The sequence below is a fragment of the Thiomicrorhabdus indica genome (genome assembly GCF_004293625.1).
Taxonomy (GTDB): domain Bacteria; phylum Pseudomonadota; class Gammaproteobacteria; order Thiomicrospirales; family Thiomicrospiraceae; genus Thiomicrorhabdus; species Thiomicrorhabdus indica.
Window position 1 is genome coordinate 884632 of record NZ_CP033040.1, and the last position, 19676, is coordinate 904307.

At 42.1% G+C, this 19676-nt stretch carries 17 protein-coding genes and 1 other RNA gene; 13 read left to right on the top strand and 5 right to left on the bottom strand.

Annotation, left to right across the window (positions count from 1 at the left end):
• Positions 1-28: 28 nt before the first annotated feature.
• Together D9T12_RS03640 and D9T12_RS03645 are read left to right on the top strand one after the other, a co-directional pair.
• Entirely contained in the window at positions 29-466 is a 438-nt protein-coding gene (locus tag D9T12_RS03640; protein WP_130536902.1) for a group II truncated hemoglobin, read from the top strand.
• A gap of 89 nt (positions 467-555) precedes the next feature.
• The gene (locus tag D9T12_RS03645; protein ID WP_130536903.1) at positions 556-1467 is read left to right on the top strand and encodes an HPP family protein; all 912 of its coding nucleotides are present in this window, start codon (positions 556-558) and stop codon (positions 1465-1467) included.
• A gap of 347 nt (positions 1468-1814) precedes the next feature.
• Here D9T12_RS03645 and D9T12_RS03650 read toward each other — a convergent pair whose 3' ends face one another.
• Together D9T12_RS03650 and D9T12_RS03655 are read right to left on the bottom strand one after the other, a co-directional pair.
• Entirely contained in the window at positions 1815-2201 is a 387-nt protein-coding gene (locus D9T12_RS03650) for a YraN family protein (RefSeq protein WP_130536904.1), read from the bottom strand.
• Positions 2173-3876 (bottom strand): penicillin-binding protein activator, encoded by a 1704-nt coding sequence (locus tag D9T12_RS03655; protein WP_165395029.1) that lies wholly within the window; start codon positions 3874-3876, stop codon positions 2173-2175. The genes D9T12_RS03650 and D9T12_RS03655 overlap by 29 nt, the downstream gene beginning before the upstream one ends.
• A 111-nt stretch (positions 3877-3987) precedes the next feature.
• Between D9T12_RS03655 and rsmI the strand changes: the two genes are divergently transcribed.
• On the top strand, positions 3988-4857 hold the full coding sequence (gene rsmI, locus D9T12_RS03660) for a 16S rRNA (cytidine(1402)-2'-O)-methyltransferase (protein WP_130536906.1): 870 nt from the start codon (positions 3988-3990) through the stop codon (positions 4855-4857).
• 22 nt (positions 4858-4879) lie between these two features.
• Here the strand turns inward: rsmI and D9T12_RS03665 are convergent, their stop codons facing one another.
• From D9T12_RS03665 to D9T12_RS03675, 3 genes are all read right to left on the bottom strand, one after another.
• Positions 4880-5299, bottom strand: a complete 420-nt coding sequence (locus D9T12_RS03665; protein ID WP_165395030.1) for a response regulator — start codon at positions 5297-5299, stop codon at positions 4880-4882.
• Between the two features lie 87 nt (positions 5300-5386).
• The gene (locus D9T12_RS03670; protein ID WP_240693228.1) at positions 5387-6496 is read right to left on the bottom strand and encodes a class I SAM-dependent methyltransferase; all 1110 of its coding nucleotides are present in this window, start codon (positions 6494-6496) and stop codon (positions 5387-5389) included.
• Between the two features lie 18 nt (positions 6497-6514).
• A complete protein-coding gene (locus D9T12_RS03675; RefSeq protein WP_130536908.1) occupies positions 6515-6916 on the bottom strand; it encodes a hypothetical protein in 402 nt (133 codons plus the stop codon).
• A gap of 118 nt (positions 6917-7034) precedes the next feature.
• Between D9T12_RS03675 and D9T12_RS03680 the strand changes: the two genes are divergently transcribed.
• The 10 genes from D9T12_RS03680 (at position 7035) to mraY (ending at position 19635) form a co-directional block, all read left to right on the top strand.
• Positions 7035-8450, top strand: coding sequence for a D-alanyl-D-alanine carboxypeptidase (locus D9T12_RS03680; protein ID WP_130536909.1), 1416 nt, complete (start codon positions 7035-7037; stop codon positions 8448-8450).
• Positions 8451-8596: 146 nt separating this feature from the next.
• Positions 8597-8972: RNase P RNA component class A (rnpB, locus tag D9T12_RS03685), an RNA gene on the top strand.
• Between the two features lie 673 nt (positions 8973-9645).
• On the top strand, positions 9646-10107 hold the full coding sequence (gene mraZ / locus D9T12_RS03690; protein WP_130536910.1) for a division/cell wall cluster transcriptional repressor MraZ: 462 nt from the start codon (positions 9646-9648) through the stop codon (positions 10105-10107).
• A gap of 35 nt (positions 10108-10142) precedes the next feature.
• On the top strand, positions 10143-11069 hold the full coding sequence (rsmH, locus tag D9T12_RS03695; protein WP_130536911.1) for a 16S rRNA (cytosine(1402)-N(4))-methyltransferase RsmH: 927 nt from the start codon (positions 10143-10145) through the stop codon (positions 11067-11069).
• 87 nt (positions 11070-11156) lie between these two features.
• Positions 11157-12617, top strand: a complete 1461-nt coding sequence (ftsZ, locus tag D9T12_RS03700) for a cell division protein FtsZ (protein ID WP_130536912.1) — start codon at positions 11157-11159, stop codon at positions 12615-12617.
• 241 nt (positions 12618-12858) lie between these two features.
• Positions 12859-13224: a cell division protein FtsL gene (ftsL, locus tag D9T12_RS03705; protein ID WP_130536913.1), complete on the top strand. Its 366-nt coding sequence runs from the start codon at positions 12859-12861 to the stop codon at positions 13222-13224.
• A complete protein-coding gene (locus D9T12_RS03710; protein WP_130536914.1) occupies positions 13225-15246 on the top strand; it encodes a peptidoglycan D,D-transpeptidase FtsI family protein in 2022 nt (673 codons plus the stop codon).
• A complete protein-coding gene (locus tag D9T12_RS03715; protein ID WP_130536915.1) occupies positions 15247-16872 on the top strand; it encodes a UDP-N-acetylmuramoyl-L-alanyl-D-glutamate--2,6-diaminopimelate ligase in 1626 nt (541 codons plus the stop codon).
• Between the two features lie 12 nt (positions 16873-16884).
• A complete protein-coding gene (locus D9T12_RS03720; RefSeq protein ID WP_165395031.1) occupies positions 16885-18501 on the top strand; it encodes a UDP-N-acetylmuramoyl-tripeptide--D-alanyl-D-alanine ligase in 1617 nt (538 codons plus the stop codon).
• 51 nt (positions 18502-18552) lie between these two features.
• The gene (gene mraY, locus D9T12_RS03725; protein ID WP_130536917.1) at positions 18553-19635 is read left to right on the top strand and encodes a phospho-N-acetylmuramoyl-pentapeptide-transferase; all 1083 of its coding nucleotides are present in this window, start codon (positions 18553-18555) and stop codon (positions 19633-19635) included.
• The last annotated feature ends 41 nt before the right edge of the window (positions 19636-19676 follow it).

Genomic DNA, 19676 nt, shown 5'->3' on the forward strand with positions numbered 1-19676 from the left:
TTATTTTTTAACACAGTGGGGAAAGCAAATGAATAAGAAAAACACATTGTACGGATTTGGTGATGCGACTTATCAGTCGGTTGGCGAGTATGAAGGATTAGTAAAACTGGTTGATGATTTTTATGATGCGATGGATGCTCTGCCGGAAGCTCAAAAAATTCGCAGTATGCATCGAGATGATTTAAGTGAGTCACGAAGCAAACTCGTGTATTTCTTATCTGGTTGGATGAATGGTCCTGATATTTATCAGGACAAGTATGGTTCAATAAATATCCCAAAAGCCCATGCTCATTTGAAAGTAGGCGAAGAAGAACGTGACGCTTGGCTGCTCTGCATGAAAGTAGCACTAGAAAAACAGCCTTACCCCGAAGAATTAAAAAACTACTTGCTTGACCAGCTTGCAAAACCGGCTGAAATGATTAGGCGAGTGAGTCAAAGTGAACAACAGAAGACGGCAGAAAAATAATAAAGGCAATATAAATTGAAAGCCAATATGCGTTTAAGTTGATTTCATTTTAAGGTCATTGATTATTTAATTTTAAACAGGTTGCTTTTATGCAAAGATGGATGAAATGGCTTGGTATTGAAGAAAATCTGACAAGCCATAAAGAAAAATGGATTTCTAGCTTGGGTGGAGGGCTGTCCATTGCACTGATCTATTTGCTTTCACAATTTACTTTACCTCAAGATAGTGACTTGTTGGTTGCCTCTATGGGGGCTTCAGCAGTGTTATTATTTGCCGTCCCACATGGACCACTGTCACAACCTTGGCCGTTAATTGTTGGTCATTTAAGTTCAGCTTTTATTGGGGTAAGTTGTGCTTTGTTGATTGATAGCGTATGGGCAGCTGCCGCAATAGCGGTGGGGGTATCTATTCTAGCAATGACGTATTTACGTGCTATTCATCCGCCTGGTGGTGCTACGGCTCTAACCGCGGTAATTGGATCAGAAACTTTGCATCAATTGGGCTACACATTCGTGTTGTTTCCAGTGTTATTGAATGTTGGAATAATCTTAATCGTAGCGGTTCTTTTTAATTTATTCTTTCACTGGCGACGTTATCCTAGTTTTTTAATGAAAAAAACGTTCAAAGCAGCAGAGCCTGAAGCGTTATCTCACGAGGACTTTTTGAGTGCTTTAAAAGGTATAGATTCTTTTGTAGATGTTAATGAAGCCGATTTAAAACGTATTTTTGACTTGGCAATGCATCATTCACAAAGCAGCGAATTATCGAGTGAAAAAATCCTTCTAGGCCACTATTATGCAAATGGACAGTTAGGAAAAGATTGGGCTTTACGTCAGGTCATTGATTTAGAAATTGATTTACAAGGAAATGCAGGGATTATTTACAAGCAAATTACGGGATCAGACCGTTCAACGGGTTATATGACAATGAACAGTTTTTTAGACTGGGCAAAATACGAAGTGATTTGTAAAGATGGAAGATGGACGAGGGTTGATTCGTAGTTGAGGAACCTCTGATTCAATTAGAGGTTCCCTAGGGTCTGTTGACAATTCATAATTAGGCTCTGCTCAAACCATTTTTCGTTCCAGCAAGGCAGAAAGAGCGTGGAATAGTTATTCTATTTGAGCGAATTTCTAACACTGCTGGGGCAAAAATGGCTTGAGCCCTACGGGTTGCGCTTAAAAATGTCGCACTCTTTGTTGCTCATCGCTTATTTGGAATAACCAAACTGCGCTCTGAGCGTCGTGATTGCTGCATTTTTAAGCAGCAACAGAGTCAAGTCTGAATTGTCAACAGACCCTAGTAAATACAGCATAAAGTACAACGTTGTCTATTATGGTTAGAGCTTTTAAAACGCATTTTGAATCCATTGCGGTGGTTCGTCAGCCGTCATGGCAATCACATCGAATCGCATAGGGTGATTTTGATAGTCTGGGTATTTCATTAAAAATCGTTGCGCGCATTTGTGAATGCGTTGTTGTTTGCCCAAGTTGACAAATTCAGCGGGATGTCCAAACTCTGCCGTTTGCCGAAATTTTACTTCGATAAAAACTAAACGTTCATGTTTTTTACCGGCCGGGGTGGTTTCCGACTGCAAAGCAATCAGATCGATTTCCCCACCTTTGCAATGGAAGTTTTCTTCAATGATTTTTAATGATTGCCTTTCTAGCCATGCCTTCGCATCAGATTCTTTCTGACGACCAATTTTACGGCTGAGGTGTGGCCAAAGGCGCATTGGTTAATTCCTGCTTGTTGACCTTTTCAGAAGGTGTGTCAGATGTTGATGTCGTTAATCTATTCAAAGTTTGTGGGATAACTTCTGATTCTTCACCGGCCGGTAAGATTTGCTCAACAGGGAATTGGAAAGGTTTTAACTCACCATTCTTTGAATAGGTTGTCCAGATTAATTGCTGGTCAACTAAAGCATTATCAATCGACAAAATACCTGTCTTAGCTGCGGTTAAGCACCCTCCGTTTTTCAATGCATGCATTTGCGTGCTGAGTAAAAAACTGTCCCAACCAAAGGCTTCAAATAGATTGGTTAAGCCACTTGGTTCAAGGGCATAAGGAGGATTCAGAATCCGAATGCCATTTAAGTCTGGGTTTGCAGCAGCTTGCTTCAATGTTTTCACTCGCAGGGCTTCTTCCCCATAAATTGGTACAGGCAGTTGAAAGAAATCGAATTGAGGGTTGAATACCGCCAAGCGGTTTGCTTTATCGAGCATTAAAATTGCATCTAAATCTTGTCGAACCCGAGGGAAATAGTCAAGAGGCTTGCCTACAATCCAGCGTAAGGTGTTTTTGCGCTCCACACTTTGCGATTCATTTAAAAGTTTTCCTAGTGCTTCTCGGTACTTCAATTCATCTTCACGGTAGGTGATTTTTACTAAGTTGTGGGTATCATCTTGCAGCCATTGTGAGGCAAAGGCTTTAGCAAAGGCTTGTTGTTTTGGGTGGTCACTGGCCAAGATTGCAAGGTTTTTATATTGCTGGCTTTCCAGTGCTGCCAATAGATGCATTTCTGCCGAATGATTTCGCAGGTTAAATTGGTTAAATACGGTGGCTTGCTCAATGGTATTTAATGCTAGCAAGTTTGGATCATCTAACCCACTGAGCAATTCAATCGCTTCTTTTTGGACGGGGCCAATAATGTACTCTGCGCCATCCAGTTTGGCTTGATAGTATAGTTGCATGACATTGGTTAAGTCCGAACTGTCATAAAAGCGCAGATGAATCGGGGATTTTTCCGCTGGATAGGCAAAGTAGCTTTTTAAAATCCCGTTTTTAATGAATTCCGCAATAACTTTATACTTTCCTGACTCCGGTAACATGACTGCAATGACTGTTGGGGGTTGTGCCTTTGGTAGCTGGGAGACAAGGTGGTCAAACAGATACTGATGAAAAGGGGCATCGGAGTGAAAACTGCTCAAGTTGAGACGAGTTTCCTGCTGGCTAAATCCTTGGCTTTGCATCATGAAAGCGAGTTCAGCCCAAGCGGCAATGTCTTCTTGTTCTTGAGAAAGGGCTTGAAGGCTGGCGTTATCTAGCAGACGAATGTGTTTCCAAACGTCTTTCTCAATTTCGATTTTTCGCTCACTTGTGGCTTCTTGCCATAACTCATTACTGTAACGTAAATATTCCGTCCAATCTCCACGCTCTAGGGCGTTTTGGCGTTCTAGTTCAGGGTTTAAGCTGACGATTTCAGCAGGTGCTTCAATCGGTGTGACTTCCACTGCTTCAACTTCTGGCGCTGTTTTTTCAGGTTTTGTGGGGGTCGAACAAGCACTTAACGCTAGAATGCTTGCCACAATCGTAGCGTGTAAAAGTGGTTTGCTTCGATTCGGAAAAGCTTGATATTTGTGCAAAGGTTGCTTTGAGACAGTTGGAAGGGTTTGGCAGAATTTTTTCATTTGAACAGTCATTTACGTAAATTCTAAGATGAGGTCATTATAATAACTTCTCGTTGTATTGAGTCCATTTTTGATAAAGACTCAAACTCTTTAAGTTTTAAGGAAATTTTTATGACTCGTCCCACAGTGCATTCCTCTGAATTAGAAAATGGTTGTTTATATGTGGTTGCAACACCCATTGGAAACTTGGGTGATATTACGTATCGTGCGGTTGATGTACTGACTAAAGTGGATTGGATTGCCGCGGAAGACACTCGCCATAGTCAAAAACTCTTGCAAGCGCTTGGTATTGCTAACAAAAAGCTGATTAGTTTACACGAGCACAATGAAGAAGCCCGTGCTCAGCAGTTGCTAAAGGCGTTACAAACTGGCGAAAAAGGCGCTCTGATTTCTGATGCCGGCACCCCTCTGATTAATGATCCTGGATATCAATTAGTTAAGGTTTTGAGGCAATCAGATATTTCCGTGGTGCCAATTCCTGGAGCGAGTGCTGTGATAACGGCTTTGTCTGCAGCGGGTGTTGCTACAGACCGTTTTGCCTATGAGGGATTTTTACCTGCACGTTCAACTAAGCGTGTCGCAAGTCTTGAAGCCTTGTTGGATGAAACACGAACGATGGTCTTTTATGAATCACCTCATCGGCTTATGGATTCTTTGCAGGATTTCTCTGAAGTTTTTACCGGCCGGAAGATGGTGGTTGCCAAAGAGTTGACGAAACAATTTGAGCAGTTTGTTTCAGGGAGTGTCGAAGAGGTGATTGAGTACTTTCAGCAAAACCCTGATCGGGTCAGAGGGGAGTTTGTGGTGATTTTGTCAGGAAAAGTGTTAGAAAAAAACGATTCGACGATGAATGATCATTTAATTAAAACGTTATTAGCGCAAAGTTTACCGGTAAAACAAATTTCTGAAATAGTTGCGAGTTATGAAGGGCAGAAGAAGAAAGCCGTTTATCAAAGGGTTTTGGAATTAAAAGAGGTTTGAAGTTTTGGTTTGTACTTTGGTGTTAAATGGCTGAAGCGTTAGTTTGACTTTGAAATCGGGAGATGACTTTGGGAATTAAGGATAAAATTGAGTCTGGTGTAAAAGGTTTTCGCATCCAAGCTTGAATATCCAGTGTTTTTGCTTCTGCCTTATGTGAATGGCTTTGTTCCGCGGAAAGCATAATGACAGGTGGAGTTTCTGTGTCGGTTGAGCGAATGCGATGAATGAAATCAAAGCCGGTGGTCTCAATGTCTAACATGTAGTCTAAGATGAGCAAGTCATAATGACTCTCTTTATAAAATGCTTCCGCTTCATCAATCGTTTCAGCACTATCGACAATATAACCTGCCTTTTGCAAGGTGATGGAAAGTAGACTTCGGATGACGCTTGAGTCATCTAAAATCAAAATTCTTGAAGAGGTTGTGGACGTTCGGCTTTCCAATTGAGCATTCTTTGAAATTGATTAAGTTTTCAGTATAGGTGCTTGCCTGATAATTGCAATTTTTAATTAATCACATTAAAAGTCTGATTAATGTTTTTTTAGGGCTTTTATCACATAGATATCATAACGAGTATTCGGGCTTTTTATGGCAGTCGTTGGTTGATAAGTCGGGTGCTCAATAATAGGGGCATTTTTAGGTCGCTTGACCACGACTCGATAACGTGCGACTTTAAGCGCAACATCCAACAGCTTGTGGCTGTCTAAGTCGGGGCCGACTTTTTGTTGTAACAGTGCCATCTCTTTTTTGGTGGCTGCATTTTTCTTTTTTTCTGGGTACATTGGATCAAGGTAGATAGTGTCAATGATCTTGTTCTGAGTGTCTGATTCGCGCGACTGCGCTATTTGGGTCAAATAGTGAATGCTATCTGATGCTATAAAAGATAACCGGCCGGTAACTTCTTTGAGATCTGTGTGTGAGGTTTCGGTATCAAAGTCTTCGATGAATTTTGCTCGAGTGAGCGCATCTTGTAACAGGCAGGCGACGAAAGGGTCTCGTTCGAGCATTGCCACCTGAAAGCCGCAGCTAGCTAAGACAAAACTATCTCCTCCAAGACCAGCTGTCGCATCCAAAACGGTTGGCAGGCCATCCTCGAGTTTGCCCATTGCACGAGCGAGCGGTTGATTGGCTCCCCCGCCAAATTGGCGGCGGTGCGCTTTTTTTCCAGTCAGAAAATCGATTCGCACGGGCGATTGATTTTGATGAATAAGACTCAAGGGTAACCATTGGTGAAGCTGAATCGCCAAGTCTGATTCCGACAGCGCGTTTTCGGTATTATTTTGCAAAAACCTTTGGAGTGTTTTTTCCCATTTGTCGATTTCCAGCCAGCGCAGTTGATAGGTTTCATGTTTTTTTTCACGATTTATTAGGTCAGCGTCCAAATCATCAGTCTGCTCAATGTTTTCAGTGCTGGATTGTTGTACTGCCACATTATGTATGCGCAGCAGTTCTAAAACTTGGTTGGTGCGTTGCGTGAATAATGTCTGGAAAGTTTTTTGAAATTGATCGGTTGATAAATTGAGTGTCGCTACGGTTTCAACCATTTTCTGATAAAGAAGTTGGTTTTGAGCGTCTTCTAAACGGTCATAGAAATCAATGGTGAATTGTCTTGAAGAATTTGTATCTGAGCGCTGAGTCATAAGAGTGTAAGAGACCGATTAAAGGTGGGCTAAGTTTTTCATGCTGATAATAATGGTAAACCCTAAAGCGGCATTGATAAATCCATAGACACCAAATGCAAAATAAAGCCAACCGGTTTGTTGTAAGCTAGAACGATAGTACCAGTAAGGCATTAGTAAAACGAGGGCATTCAAGGTAGCAGCAATCAAAGTGCTTGTCACCGTTTGAATATTGAACCAATCCCATAGAAGCGTGCTTGGAACGGAGCCAATCAAAAAACTGTAGTACCACAGTTGCATTTTATCGAAGGGTAATAACAGTGCAAAACCAATGGTCCATATAAAACTCCAAAATAGAGTTTTGTGTAAAGGGTTTTGATACCATTTGAATTGGGGTTGCGTAGGATTTGAGGATGTATCTTGATTGAGGTTGTTTTCCATAATCTGGCTGCATTTATGTTTGTTGGTTTTTAATTTGGGTTAAAAGGTGTTGAAATTGACGTTCATTAAACAGATCTTTCGTTTTTTTGGATTGTTAGGCGCGGCAATATTGGTAAGCATGTGGTCATCTGTAGTCTATTCCCAAGGAGCGAATGTTACGGAAGTGGCTTTGAAGACAAATTTGCCAACTTCTGCAGCCCATGTTTTACCTAACGCACGCTTGAATTTACAACGCCTTAAAGCGTCCAAAGAATTTCAAAAGCTCTTATCAATTGAGCAAGCAAGCTTTGCGCTCTACCGTTCCAATTGGGCACCATTATATGTGAATAATCAAAATTTACCGTTAATTCCGGCCTCGACCACCAAAATCCTCACGGCCTATTTAGCGCTTCAACATTGGGGAAGCGATCATCATTTTTACACAGATTTTGTTATTGAGGTCTTACCTTCGAAGGCGCAAGAGCCGGCCGGTAAAAGAGTGAATTCTCGTCAAGCAAATTTATGGATTAAAGGCTACGGTGATCCATTTTTAACCTCTGAAGAAATTGCTTTAATGGCTAAACATCTTCATCAGCAACTCGAACGGCTTGGCGTGAATCAAATTGTCAGTGTAAATTTAGATAGCCGTTTTTATGATGCTGAAATTGACATTCCAGGAGCGTCCAAAAGCGACAATCCTTATGATGCGATTCCGACGGCGATTGCCGCCAACTTCAATACGGCTTTTCTGGAATGGAATGGCACGAGTTGGCAGAGTGCTGAGCCGCAAACGCCGATTACTCAAGTGGCGATTGATGCGGCAAATAAGCGATTCTTACCGGCCGGTAAGAAGGCTAAATCCCATATCCCCCTAAAAAAGGGCTTTAAAACACGAATTAACTTGGGCTTTAATCCTAAAAACAACGAAAAACACTTTGTTCAGCTATTACTCGCTCTTTTGAATAAAGAGTTGGCGCGAGACCAAAGCCCATATCCAGTGAAATTAAATAGTGTTGAAGTAAACTGGCAGGCTTTAGAACCTTCATGGGTGTCCAACTTGCAAAGTATTTCTCAATCAAAAAGCATTACTAGATGGCGCTACCGAAATTCTAAAAACCTTCAGCAGGTTTTAGTCCCCATGTTGAAATATTCGACGAATTTTATTGCTAATCAATTAGCGTTGAATTTGGCGGCAGAGCACTATTCTTTGCCGGCTGGTGAACGTTTGGTGACTCGTTATTATCAGGATGCTATAGGGAATTGGTTAGTAGGAGCCAATTTCGAAGAAGGGGCGGGATTATCTCGTCAAAATCAAATAACAGCTGAAAAATTATCATTTTTATTGAAAGCTTTTTTTCCTTACCGAGAGCTATTGCCCAGAGTTTCCAAAGGGGTGTATGCAAAATCTGGTACCTTACATGGCGTGACCACCTTGGCAGGCTTTATTGACAAAAATGGAAGAAGTTTTCCTTTTGTGTTGATGGTGAATGAACCGGTTGCTTATAAATTTCGAAATCGATTTATCCAGGCTGTCCGAGATGCTCTAGAGATTTAGTTAGTCGATTTATTAAATTATTGAAGACCCATAAAGTTTTTGGTTGAGGTTTACTTTAGTGAATTGTCATAATGCCTGTCGACTATTCACTGGGCTAATTAAAGATTTCTCCCTTTTTATTATTAAATCCTTTAGAATCTGCGCACCAAGTGAAACGGGCAATCGCGTGAAGGTTTCTTCCCGAGGAAAGTCCGGGCACCATAGAGCAGAATGCCAGCTAACGGCTGGGCGGTGAAAGCCGACGGACAGTGCAGCAGAGAGTAGACCGCCGATGACGCGCAAGCGAACAGGTAAGGGTGAAAGGGTGCGGTAAGAGCGCACCGGGCCACTGGCAACAGTTGGTCGCTGGGTAAACCCCATTCGGTGCAAGACCAAATAGGAAAACAAGTGGGGCTCGACCTCCGCCTTGTGGCTCGCAGGGGTTTTCGGGTAGGTTGCTTGAGGGTTGTAGCAATGTAACCCCTAGATGAATGGTTGCCGCTCGCAAGAGTACAGAACCCGGCTTATAGTTTCTCTTGGTATTTTTCTTTAATGACAGTGTTTTCTTATCTTACATTCTCTAGTGTTTAGATTTTGTTTGGGAATTCAATTTGCCTCAAACTCCTCCAAAATGAATTTTTAGGTTAAATTTTAGGGATTTCACCCCACCTTAATAATTTTTAGGGAATATTCCCCACTTTTTCAAAAAACCTTTCTTTTCCCAATCGATTTTCTTGTCTATTAGTTGGTTTTTCTGTGTTTTATTTCTTGGTTATTGCCTACAAAGGTATTGGCAACCCGTCTATTAATAGTGAAAAGCTAAGAGTAGAAAAAAAACAATTAAAATATTTTTTAATTATTTTAGTCGGTCGTTTGGCTCTTGATTTTATTGTGAAGAAATAAAATGTTGGAAACTACATCTAGTGTTAGCTGAGTTTTTACTTAACTATATCTGCCTCTTGTTGCATCGGTTTTAAGCTTGAGACTCAAATGCTTGTCTTAAAAACCTGTTCTTAACTTGATCTAAAGAAAGGCTCAATAACTCGATGAAAATAAAAGAAAATCATTGGTTTTTAAGTGTGGTTTTAGGGTTTGAAAAGCGCAACTAAGTCATTGTCTTTTCTATAAAAAACGGCCTGTCCGCAAGTTGACACCCCTAAGCAAACTGAATATAGTGGTGCCAAGTGGTAATAAGTGGTGGATTGTGGCGAGTTTGATGTCATTTCGCGGAAATTACGCCCTTTCAGTTGATGCAAAGGGACGCATGGCGATCCCGAAAAAGTTTCGGGATGTGGTAGCAGTCGAAAGTAATAATGCGATTGTGTTGACCATTGACGTCTCCAAGAAATGCTTAAGTCTCTACTTAGAACCCGAGTTCAGCGAAAAAGAAGAACAAATTATGAACTTAAAAGGGGCGGTGCAAAACCCCATTGTTCGTGATTTGCAACGTGTTTTTGTTGGTTTGGCTCACACACTGGAACTAGATGGACAAGGCCGTTTTTTGGTACCTAAGTCGATTCAGAAGTTTTTTCCGCTTGAGAAATCGATGGTTCTGGTTGGTCAAATGTCTCGATTCGAGATTTGGCGTGAAACTGACTGGGATGCATTTTTGGCGGAAGCTTTTGCAGAAGAAAGTGGTAATGAAACGACCGAAGCGCTTGACGATTTGGTGCTATAACTTTTTCACAATGCAATTAGATTTAGGGGTTTGATTTGTCTCAAAGTATCCATTACTCAGTGTTACTTAAAGAGTCCGTGGAGGCTTTGGCCATTCGACCTGATGGAATTTACATTGACTGTACCTTCGGTCGGGGTGGTCACAGTCGTGAGATCCTGTCGAAGCTGGGTGATTCTGGGCGCTTAATGGCGATTGATCAAGACCCCCAAGCGGTGGAATATGCAAATCAGCAAATAAATGATGCGCGTTTTGAAATTCAGCAAGGCTCTTTTGAAAATTTGAAAGATTACTGCCAGTCACGTGATTGGATTGGCAAAGTTGATGGAGTTTTACTCGATTTGGGGGTTTCCTCACCACAGCTTGACCAAGCAGAGCGAGGGTTTAGTTTTATGCGAGAAGGTCCTTTGGATATGCGCATGGATACGAGTCAAGGTTTAACCGCTAGAGAGTGGTTGGCAGAAGTTGAAGAGAGTGAACTCAAACGGGTTTTAAAAACTTATGGCGAAGAACGTTTTTCTGGTCGAATCGCAAGGCATATTAAAGAAGCGATTGGAGACGGCAAACTTCATACAACAAAAGAATTAGCGGATTTAGTGACACAAGTGTCGCCAAAAACTGAAAAAAATAAACATCCAGCCACTCGAACATTTCAGGCAATTCGTATTGCTGTGAATCGTGAATTAGATGTGCTGGAAAATGTTTTAACCTCGGCTGTAGAAGTCTTGGCTCCGAAAGGACGGTTGTCAGTGATTAGTTTTCACTCTCTAGAGGATCGGATCGTTAAAACATTTATTCGAGATAAATCTCGTGTTCAAGATTTATATCCGGAGTCGCCGATTCCAATGGGTGTCATTGAACCGATTATTAAACGCATTGGAAAGCCAGTTTTTCCAAGCAAGCAAGAATGTGCAGAGAATGGTCGTTCGCGAAGTTCGGTGCTCAGAATTGCAGAAAAACTATAACTGTAAAGCATTGCTGAAGCAGTACCGGTCAGAAAAGGCCAATAAACATCATCCAATACAACGCTATATCAGATTGAGGTAGGACAAATGAGTAGTATTAAATTTACCGAAACCGAAGACTCCGGCTACAAAGTGCCTGGACTTCCAGTTATCAAAGTTGTCGGTCTTGGCGGCGGCGGCGGTAACGCTGTAAACTTTATGAAAAACTCCAATATTCCTGGAGTGAATTTTATTTGTGCTAACACGGATGCTCAAGCGTTGGATCAGTCGCCAGTTGAAGTTCGTATTCAATTAGGTGAAGGTGGTCTGGGCGCTGGTGCAATGCCAGATCGTGGTCGAAAGTTCGCAGAAGCCCATATTGATGAGATTCGTGAACAGCTTCAAGGCGTTGATATGGTGTTTATTACGGCCGGAATGGGTGGTGGAACAGGAACCGGTTCTGCACCAGTTTTTGCTCGTGTTGCTCGTGAGATGGGAATTCTAACCGTGGGTGTTGTGAGTATGCCATTCTCATTCGAGCGTCGCATGAAAGCCGCAAAAGCCGGTGTGAACGATTTGGCTGAACATGTGGATTCTCTGATTACCGTACCAAACGATAAGTTATTAAAAGTATTGGGTGAAAGTTTTGATTTCGGACAAGCCTTTAACTATGCAAATGAAGTCTTGTCGGATGCTGTTTTAGGAATTACTGAACTGGTTACGCGCCCTGGTATTATCAATGTCGACTTTGAAGATTTACGAACGGTTATGAGTGAGCGTGGTGTCGCAATGATGGGGGCAGGGATTGCCGAAGGTGAAAACCGAGCTGTTAAAGCAACGCAAAAAGCGATTGCAAATCCGCTGTTAGAAGATATAGCTGTTGATGGCGCTCGAGGTTTGTTGGTTAATATTACGACGGCAAATAACTTAACTTTAGGTGAGTTCAATCAGGTTGGTGACATCATTGAAGATGTGACGGATGATGAAGCGGTCGTTATTATTGGTACTTCGGTTGACCCTGAAATGAACCCTGAAGATATTCGTGTGACAGTTGTTGCAACCGGCCTTACGGAAGTTAACCAAGATAGAAATGTAGATAAGTTACCAAAAGCAACAATTAATCAACGACCAACTGAGCAAGAACAGGTTGTTGAGCCTCAAGCAGCTGTGCATCAAGCGCAACCGGCTGTTCACGCTCAGCAGGCACAGTCACCTCATGTACAAGCTCCACAAACGGTTGCTCCGAATTATACTCAGCCAGCGGTCGATTCAAACTATCAGACTCAGGCAGCTCCAGTTCAAACGCCTAGCTATCAAACACAGTCTGCTCCTACTGCTCAACAATCGGTAGCACAGCCAGAAGTGGTCACACCTCAATTCCAGCAGGCAGCGGCACAATCTCACGCTATGCCAAATGAGTCTATGCAGCCACAGGCGGTTCCGACAGAATCAATGTCGATTCAAAATGATGGCTTTGCTCAGAATCAACAGCAAGTGAACGGTGCACCTCAACAAAGTACGATGGAAATGCTTGATATTCCAGCTTTTATTCGCCGACAACTTGACTGATTAGATAAGGCAAAGTAATTGATGATGTTGGACACTCAAATATCAATTTTGGTATTTGAGTGTTGTTTTTTTAACGTTTAAATTTATTTATTGAGTGCTTTATTAACTGCATGGAAGCGAAATAGAGTTTTCAATCAATGGATTTAGAACTTCTAGGGCATATTGTGAGTTTTCAACAGACCTTAGTGTTCAACTTTCTTTTTCTGGTGAGTCTTTCGGACTTTTCATTCAGGCCATAAAAATGTCACAGCAAGCTTCGAAAAAACTATTCAAGCACCTATCAAGTTTTCAATTAGGCTTGTTGTTCGCATTGCTCGGAATTTTATTTTTTTTAGCCATCTCCGTTGTCAATATGAAAGAGAAAGTTCGAGTGGTCCAGACTCAGCTCTTTCAAATAAACACTGAAATTCAGCAGCAAAGAGAAAAATGGGGAGAGTTGATGCTGCAGAAAACACATCTGGAATCGCCAGCAAAAGTCGAGGTGCTTGCTAAACAAAAACTACGAATGCAGAGTGCCCCTAAAGCCTTTCTGACTATCAAAATTCTTCCAGACTCCAATACGCTAAAACCAATGCTCTCTGCAGAGTCAGAAGAGAGGCAAGACTGAATGATTAGTCGGAATTTACGCTCATGGCTGATATTTTTTGTCATCTTGTTGGCATTTACTGTAGTTGCTTCTCGTGCGATTTATTTGCAAGGTTCAGCAGCCTACAAGAATAAGCTAACCACAGAAGCCGAAAACCGTCACCTTAGAACGGTGAAACTTCAACCGCCACGCGGTTCGATTTATGATCGACATGGAAATTTGTTGGCATTAAGTACGCGTGTCTATGATGTTATTGTTGATCCGAAATATTTGTCCCATCTGCTGGTTAATTATCGAACTTTTTTAAAGCTGGTTCGAGTCAAAGACTCAGAGTTAAAAAATCTGGCAATTGAACAGCGTCATAAACGCAAAAGTTTTATTCGTGTTTTGCCAGACAACCCAGAGCTATTGAATCAAATTCGTGAACTCTCTTTGCCAGGAGTTTTTATTAATCGAGTCGATTTAGAGTGGAAATCACCGGCCGGTAAATCCTTGAGAGTCAGTAAAACGTCACCTTCTTTATGGGTTGACTGGATGGCGATTGAACACTATCGAGCTGCGCCTTACAAAATTGCAAAAATTCTTGATCTGAATGGTGAGCAACTTTCCCAAAAAATTCATAAACGAGCAAAGTCTCGTTATTTGGTTGTTAAGCGAGGCGTTCAGCCAAATTTAAGCTTGGCGATTAAAGACTTATCGCTTCGAGGTGTTTACTTAGAATCAACTTATCGCCGCTACTACCCTCAAGGTGAAAGTATTGCCAACTTAGTAGGTTTTACCAATATTGATGACAAGGGTGCCGATGGCATCGAGCGATCCTACAATCAGCATTTAACAGGGGTTAATGGCAAGCAACAAGTTGTCCGCGATGCTCTGGGAAATGTGATTGATGTGGTGAATATTTCACAATCAGCTCAAGCAGGTAAAGATATTCAGCTCGCAATTGATCAGAATATTCAATATTTTGCTTATAAAACCCTTAAAGAGCAGGTGAATCGGCATGATGCGCAATCGGCATCGGCCGTCATTTTGGATGCAAAAACGGGTGAGATTTTATCCATGGTCAGCTTGCCGAGCTATAACCCAAATGATCGTTCACAACGTATCGGAAAAGGGGTTCGTAATCGAGCCATTAGTGACTACATAGAACCGGGCTCAACGTTGAAGCCGTTTGCAATTGCAAAAGGGTTGGAGTATGGCGTGGTGGAGCCTGATTCTGAAATTGATACCGGCCGGGGTGCTTTCTATATTCAAGGTCAACGAATTACAGATACCTCCGCGCATGGCAAAATCGATGTGGCGACCATTGTGCAAAAGTCGAGCAATATAGGCACAGCAAAAATTGCATTAAAAATAGATCCAGAAGTTTATTATCAGGATTTATTGGATTTTGGGTTTACTTCGGCAAGCAATACTTATCTGCCAGGAGAAGTTACCGGTCAAATTAATGGTGCTTTGAATTGGCAACCGATTAATCAAGTGACCACATCTTACGGTTATGGAATTAACATGACCACCTTGACACTTGCCAGAGCTTATACAGTTTTCAGCAATCAAGGTCGTTTATTGCCGGTGAGTTTGTTTAAACTGGCCCAACCTCCGGAAGGAGAACAGGTGTTGGGCGCACAGGCTGCAGAGACTACGCTTGGAATGATGGAATCGGTTGCTAAACGTGGAGGCACAGCTCCAAAAGCCGCTATCAAAGGTTATCGTGTTGCGGGTAAAACAGGCACTGTTCACTTAACAGCCTCATCAGGCGGCTATGAAGGTAATGAATATCTCTCAGTATTTGCAGGTCTGGTCCCTGCTTCAAATCCAGACATGATTATGGTGGTTGCTGTGAAAAAACCGTCACGAGGAATTTATTATGGAGGTGCAATCGCTGCACCAGTCTTTCAGAAAGTCATGCAACAAGCGTTACGTATTCGCAAAGTGGCACCGGATGATGAGGCTTGGTTGCCAAAGTTGACACCGGTAGCGCTACCTTTGACGGAAAACGTCACTTCGAAAAAGTCTGACTCAATGCAAGCTTCTGGAGACTAGATGAAAACTCTTGAAGCGATTATTCACTTTTTTCAGAAGTTGTCAGAGAGTGCTGAGCAAGCCGTTGTTCCCAGTGGTCATAATCCTAAGCTAAAGTGGTTAATTAATGACAGTCGTGAATGTTCTGAGAAAAGTGTGTTCGTTGCACAGCAAGGTTTGCATCATCACGGTTTAGATTTTTTAACTCAGGTACTTGAGTCGGGTTGTCGCGTGATTATTTCTGACCGGCCGGTAAAGATGCATGAACAAGCTCTGCTAGACCAAATACTTGATAATGCTAGTCCGGTTCAGTTGATTGTGATTGATAACCTTAACCAAATATTGCCGAAATTTTGCCACTGGTTTTATGATTTTCCTACGCAAAAACTTAAAGTGATTGGGATTACCGGCACGAATGGAAAAACTTCCACTGCGTTTTATTGTGCGCAGTTGTTGGAAGCGAAAGGTGACAAGGTAGCTGTGATTGGCACCTTGGGAAATGGCTCAATTCATCAGTTAAAAGCGACTCAGAATACAACACCGGATATTATTCGCTTGACCACTTTGTTGGCAGGTTTTGTGGAAGCGAACTATGAATGGGTTGTCATGGAAGTCAGTTCTCACGCGATTGCACTGGGGCGAATTACAGGATTTGAATTCTATACGGCCGCGATTACTCAGATTGGCAGCGACCATTTAGACTTCCATCAAACTCAAATTGACTATGAGCAGACAAAGTTACGATTGTTTACCGACTATAGTGCTAAACATCATGTCTTTAATTTGTCAGATAAGACCGTGTTGAAATTTGTTGAAGACCAGAATCAAAGTGTGTTTAAGAAACTTCGCTCTGAAAAGATCCTTGGTTATTGTTTGCCTGATGATTGCTACACGGATAACAATTGTGAAAAACTGTTGCCCGATTCGATAAGCCTGTTGCAGGCGAAGGCTGCTGAGTTTTATTCGGATGGCCTTGGTTTTAAATTGCTGAATAACGAATCAATATCTCCAGAACACCAAAAAACAGAATGTCATTATCAGAGCGCTCTTTTGGGGCGGTTTAATATTGAAAACCTAATGTGTGCCATTTCAGTCGTAAATACGTGCGGTGTCGATTTAAAAACTCTTCAAGCCGATGTGGCAAAATTGAGTGCTGTTCCGGGAAGAATGCAGATTGTGCATCATCATCCGACTGTCATCATTGATTTTGCGCATACTGCTGATGCATTGCAGAATCTATTAGAGGCAGTCAAAGTGCATCTCAACCCAGAAGAACAGCAGCATTCGTTAGGATTGGTGTTTGGTTGTGGTGGGGATCGAGACCGGCAAAAGCGTCCAGAAATGGCAAAAGTCGCACAAGAGTATGCTGACAGAATTATGGTGACCAGTGATAATCCAAGAAAGGAATCGCCGCAGAAAATTATTGATGAGATCTTACAAGGATTTTCAGAAAATACCGTGGTCATGGTTGAAGCGGATCGAATGGCTGCGATTGAGCAGATGTTGGCTCAAGCTGCTTCTGAAGATCTGATTGTGGTTGCAGGAAAAGGCCATGAAGATTATCAAGAAATTCAAGGTGTGAAATATCCTTTTAGTGATCATGCAGTGATTGAACAGTATTTTGAACGCAGACAAATAAACGGCTGACTGGAGAGCGATTTGGCATTTTATTGGACGTTACAACAATTAGTGCAGGCAACGAATGCCGAGCTGATTTTACCGGCCGGTAAGGTTTTGACGGAAGAATTCGCGTTGCAAATTCCTTTTGCAAAAGCAGTGACGGATAGCCGTGCAGTCTCGGAAGAGTTTGAAAGAATTCAAGCAAATACTGGTAAGGACGAAAAGACGTCTGGAGTGCTATATATTGCGATTGTTGGTGAGCGATTTGATGGACATCAGTTTGTAGAGAGCGCGATTGAACAGGGGGCGGTTGCTGTGTTGGTTTCTAGTCTTGTTGATTCGTGTCCAGTTCCGCAGGTTTTGGTGGATGATACTCGCATTGCTTTAGGTGAGTTTGCAAAATGGCACCGATTACAAATGCCTGTCAAAGCGGTGGTTGGAATTACGGGTAGCAATGGAAAAACTACGACCAAAACCATGATTGCAGACCTATTGCAAACTCAGGGAGCGACCTTGATGACACAAGGTAATCTTAATAATGATTTTGGTGTCCCCAGAACCTTGTTGGAATTGCGTCCTGAGCATGAGTTTGCTGTGGTTGAAATGGGAGCGAATCATGTTGGTGAAATTCGTTATTTAACTAACCTTGTAACCCCTGATATTGCCTTGTTGAATAATGCAGCTGGTGCGCACCTCGAAGGGTTTGGTTCTTTGAATGGTGTGATTGAAGGTAAGGGAGAAATTTTCGAAGGAATTCGAAAAGACAGTGATTTTTCTGTGGCCATTCTTAATGCCGATTCTCCCGGAATTGAAGTTTGGCGAAAGAAAGTTAAGCAGCTGAAGATTTCACAAGCGATTGAGTTTTCTCAGTGTGATGAAAATTCTGTGAGAAGTAGCGAATGGCAAAACGTGTGTTGGCAAGACTCAAAGAAACAGACGAGCACTTCTTTAAATTGTTTTGATTTAAATTTTTCTAGTGGTAAAACTTTGGAAATTGCTATGCCGCTCATCGGGCAACATAACGCTTATAATGCAGCGGCGTGTGCCGCGGTGGGACAAGCTTTGTCCATCCCTATGGATGCGATTCAGACTGTTTTGAATCGGTTTTCAGGAGTTTCTGGCCGTTTACAAACCGAGATATTGCAGTTTGGCCAGTTAATTGACGATTCGTATAACGCCAATCCCGCTTCAGTAAAAGCTGGGATTGATGTACTTGCCCAAATGGATGGTCTTGGAATAATGTGTTTGGGAGCTATGGCTGAACTAGGTGAAGGGGCCGAGCAAGCGCATTTGGAAATTGCTCGTTATGCAGCCCAAAAAGGAATTCATAGCCTGTTTTTCAAGCAGTCAGGCCTCTCTGATTATCCTGTTGCGGAGACATTTCTTGGAAGTACGATTTACTCTGAGGAGCAATCAATGATTGCGCAAGAGTTTAGTGAACATGATGCTTTAATTGCTCGTCTGAAGGTATTCATTGACTCTCAAATTAAGTCAGTTGGACAGAATTTTAGGCAACAGGAAAAAACGCTGGCAAACTCGGTTCTCGAATCTCAAGAATTTACAAGCCTGAATATTTTAGTTAAGGGCTCTCGAAGTGCTCAAATGGAGCGCGTTGCACAAGCCCTGAGATTAAGTTATGCACTCTCGAGCGAATGATTGATTGCATGTTTAGATATTTAAAAGAATTTCAATTTTAGGAAGCAAATTATGCTCGTTTATTTAACCGAATACCTTCAGCAATACATCTCTGGTTTTGGGGTGTTTAGTTATATTACTATGCGAGCAATTATGGCGATTTTAACCGCCTTGTTGCTTTCGTTTGTGATTGGACCATCAACCATTCGCTGGCTTCGTCGTTTAAAAATGGGACAGGCGATTCGTGATGATGGGCCACAAACGCATTTGAAAAAAGTCGGAACGCCTACCATGGGCGGTACGATGATTCTTTTTTCAGTCGCGATGGCCGTGTTAATGTGGGGAGACCTGAGCAACCATTACTTGTTAATCGTGACGCTTTCAATGCTTGGCTTTGGAGTGATTGGCTTTGTTGATGACTATAAGAAGGTTGTCCATAAAGATCCTAAAGGAATGTCTGCCAAAGGAAAATACTTCTGGCAGTCGGTGATTGGGTTGGCGACTGCTTATGGCTTATTTGCATTCGCGACGGTTCCAGCAGAAACCCAGCTTTTGATTCCTTATGTAAAAGATACTGTGATTGAAATGGGAATTTTTACGGTTGTCTTTAGTTATTTTGTCATAGTGGGGACTTCAAACGCAGTCAACCTGACCGATGGTTTGGATGGATTGGCCATTATGCCAACGGTCATGATTGCCGGTGCTTTAGGTGTCTTCGCCTATTTAAGTGGCCATGCGGTATTTTCGGATTATTTAAATATTCCTTATATTCCGGGTGTGGGTGAGCTTACGATTTTTGCTGCTGCTTTGATGGGGGCGGGACTTGGTTTCTTGTGGTTTAACGCGCATCCAGCACAAGTTTTTATGGGGGATGTTGGGTCATTGGCGATTGGTGCGGCTTTGGGAGCCGTTGCTGTTGCAGTCAAGCAAGAGTTAGTTTTGGTTATTATGGGTGGAATTTTTGTTGCAGAAACCTTATCGGTTATTTTACAGGTGGGCTCTTACAAACTACGTGGTAAGCGCATTTTTTTAATGGCACCATTGCATCACCATTTTGAACAAAAAGGCTGGCCGGAATCTCAGGTGATTGTGCGTTTTTGGGTCATTACCATTATGTTAGTTTTGATTGGCTTGGCGAGCTTGAAAATTCGTTAGGGTCTTTCCCTATCAATATCCAAAGAGTAGTCATTTTAGTA

Coding starts and splice junctions, on each gene's coding strand:
- D9T12_RS03640 (WP_130536902.1), top strand. CDS start 29: ATGAATAAGAAAAACACATTGTACGGATTTGGTGATGCGACTTATCAG.
- D9T12_RS03645 (WP_130536903.1), top strand. CDS start 556: ATGCAAAGATGGATGAAATGGCTTGGTATTGAAGAAAATCTGACAAGC.
- D9T12_RS03650 (WP_130536904.1), bottom strand. CDS start 2,201: ATGCGCCTTTGGCCACACCTCAGCCGTAAAATTGGTCGTCAGAAAGAA.
- D9T12_RS03655 (WP_165395029.1), bottom strand. CDS start 3,876: ATGAAAAAATTCTGCCAAACCCTTCCAACTGTCTCAAAGCAACCTTTG.
- rsmI (WP_130536906.1), top strand. CDS start 3,988: ATGACTCGTCCCACAGTGCATTCCTCTGAATTAGAAAATGGTTGTTTA.
- D9T12_RS03670 (WP_240693228.1), bottom strand. CDS start 6,496: ATGACTCAGCGCTCAGATACAAATTCTTCAAGACAATTCACCATTGAT.
- D9T12_RS03675 (WP_130536908.1), bottom strand. CDS start 6,916: ATGGAAAACAACCTCAATCAAGATACATCCTCAAATCCTACGCAACCC.
- D9T12_RS03680 (WP_130536909.1), top strand. CDS start 7,035: ATGTGGTCATCTGTAGTCTATTCCCAAGGAGCGAATGTTACGGAAGTG.
- mraZ (WP_130536910.1), top strand. CDS start 9,646: ATGTCATTTCGCGGAAATTACGCCCTTTCAGTTGATGCAAAGGGACGC.
- ftsZ (WP_130536912.1), top strand. CDS start 11,157: ATGAGTAGTATTAAATTTACCGAAACCGAAGACTCCGGCTACAAAGTG.
- ftsL (WP_130536913.1), top strand. CDS start 12,859: ATGTCACAGCAAGCTTCGAAAAAACTATTCAAGCACCTATCAAGTTTT.
- D9T12_RS03710 (WP_130536914.1), top strand. CDS start 13,225: ATGATTAGTCGGAATTTACGCTCATGGCTGATATTTTTTGTCATCTTG.
- D9T12_RS03715 (WP_130536915.1), top strand. CDS start 15,247: ATGAAAACTCTTGAAGCGATTATTCACTTTTTTCAGAAGTTGTCAGAG.
- mraY (WP_130536917.1), top strand. CDS start 18,553: ATGCTCGTTTATTTAACCGAATACCTTCAGCAATACATCTCTGGTTTT.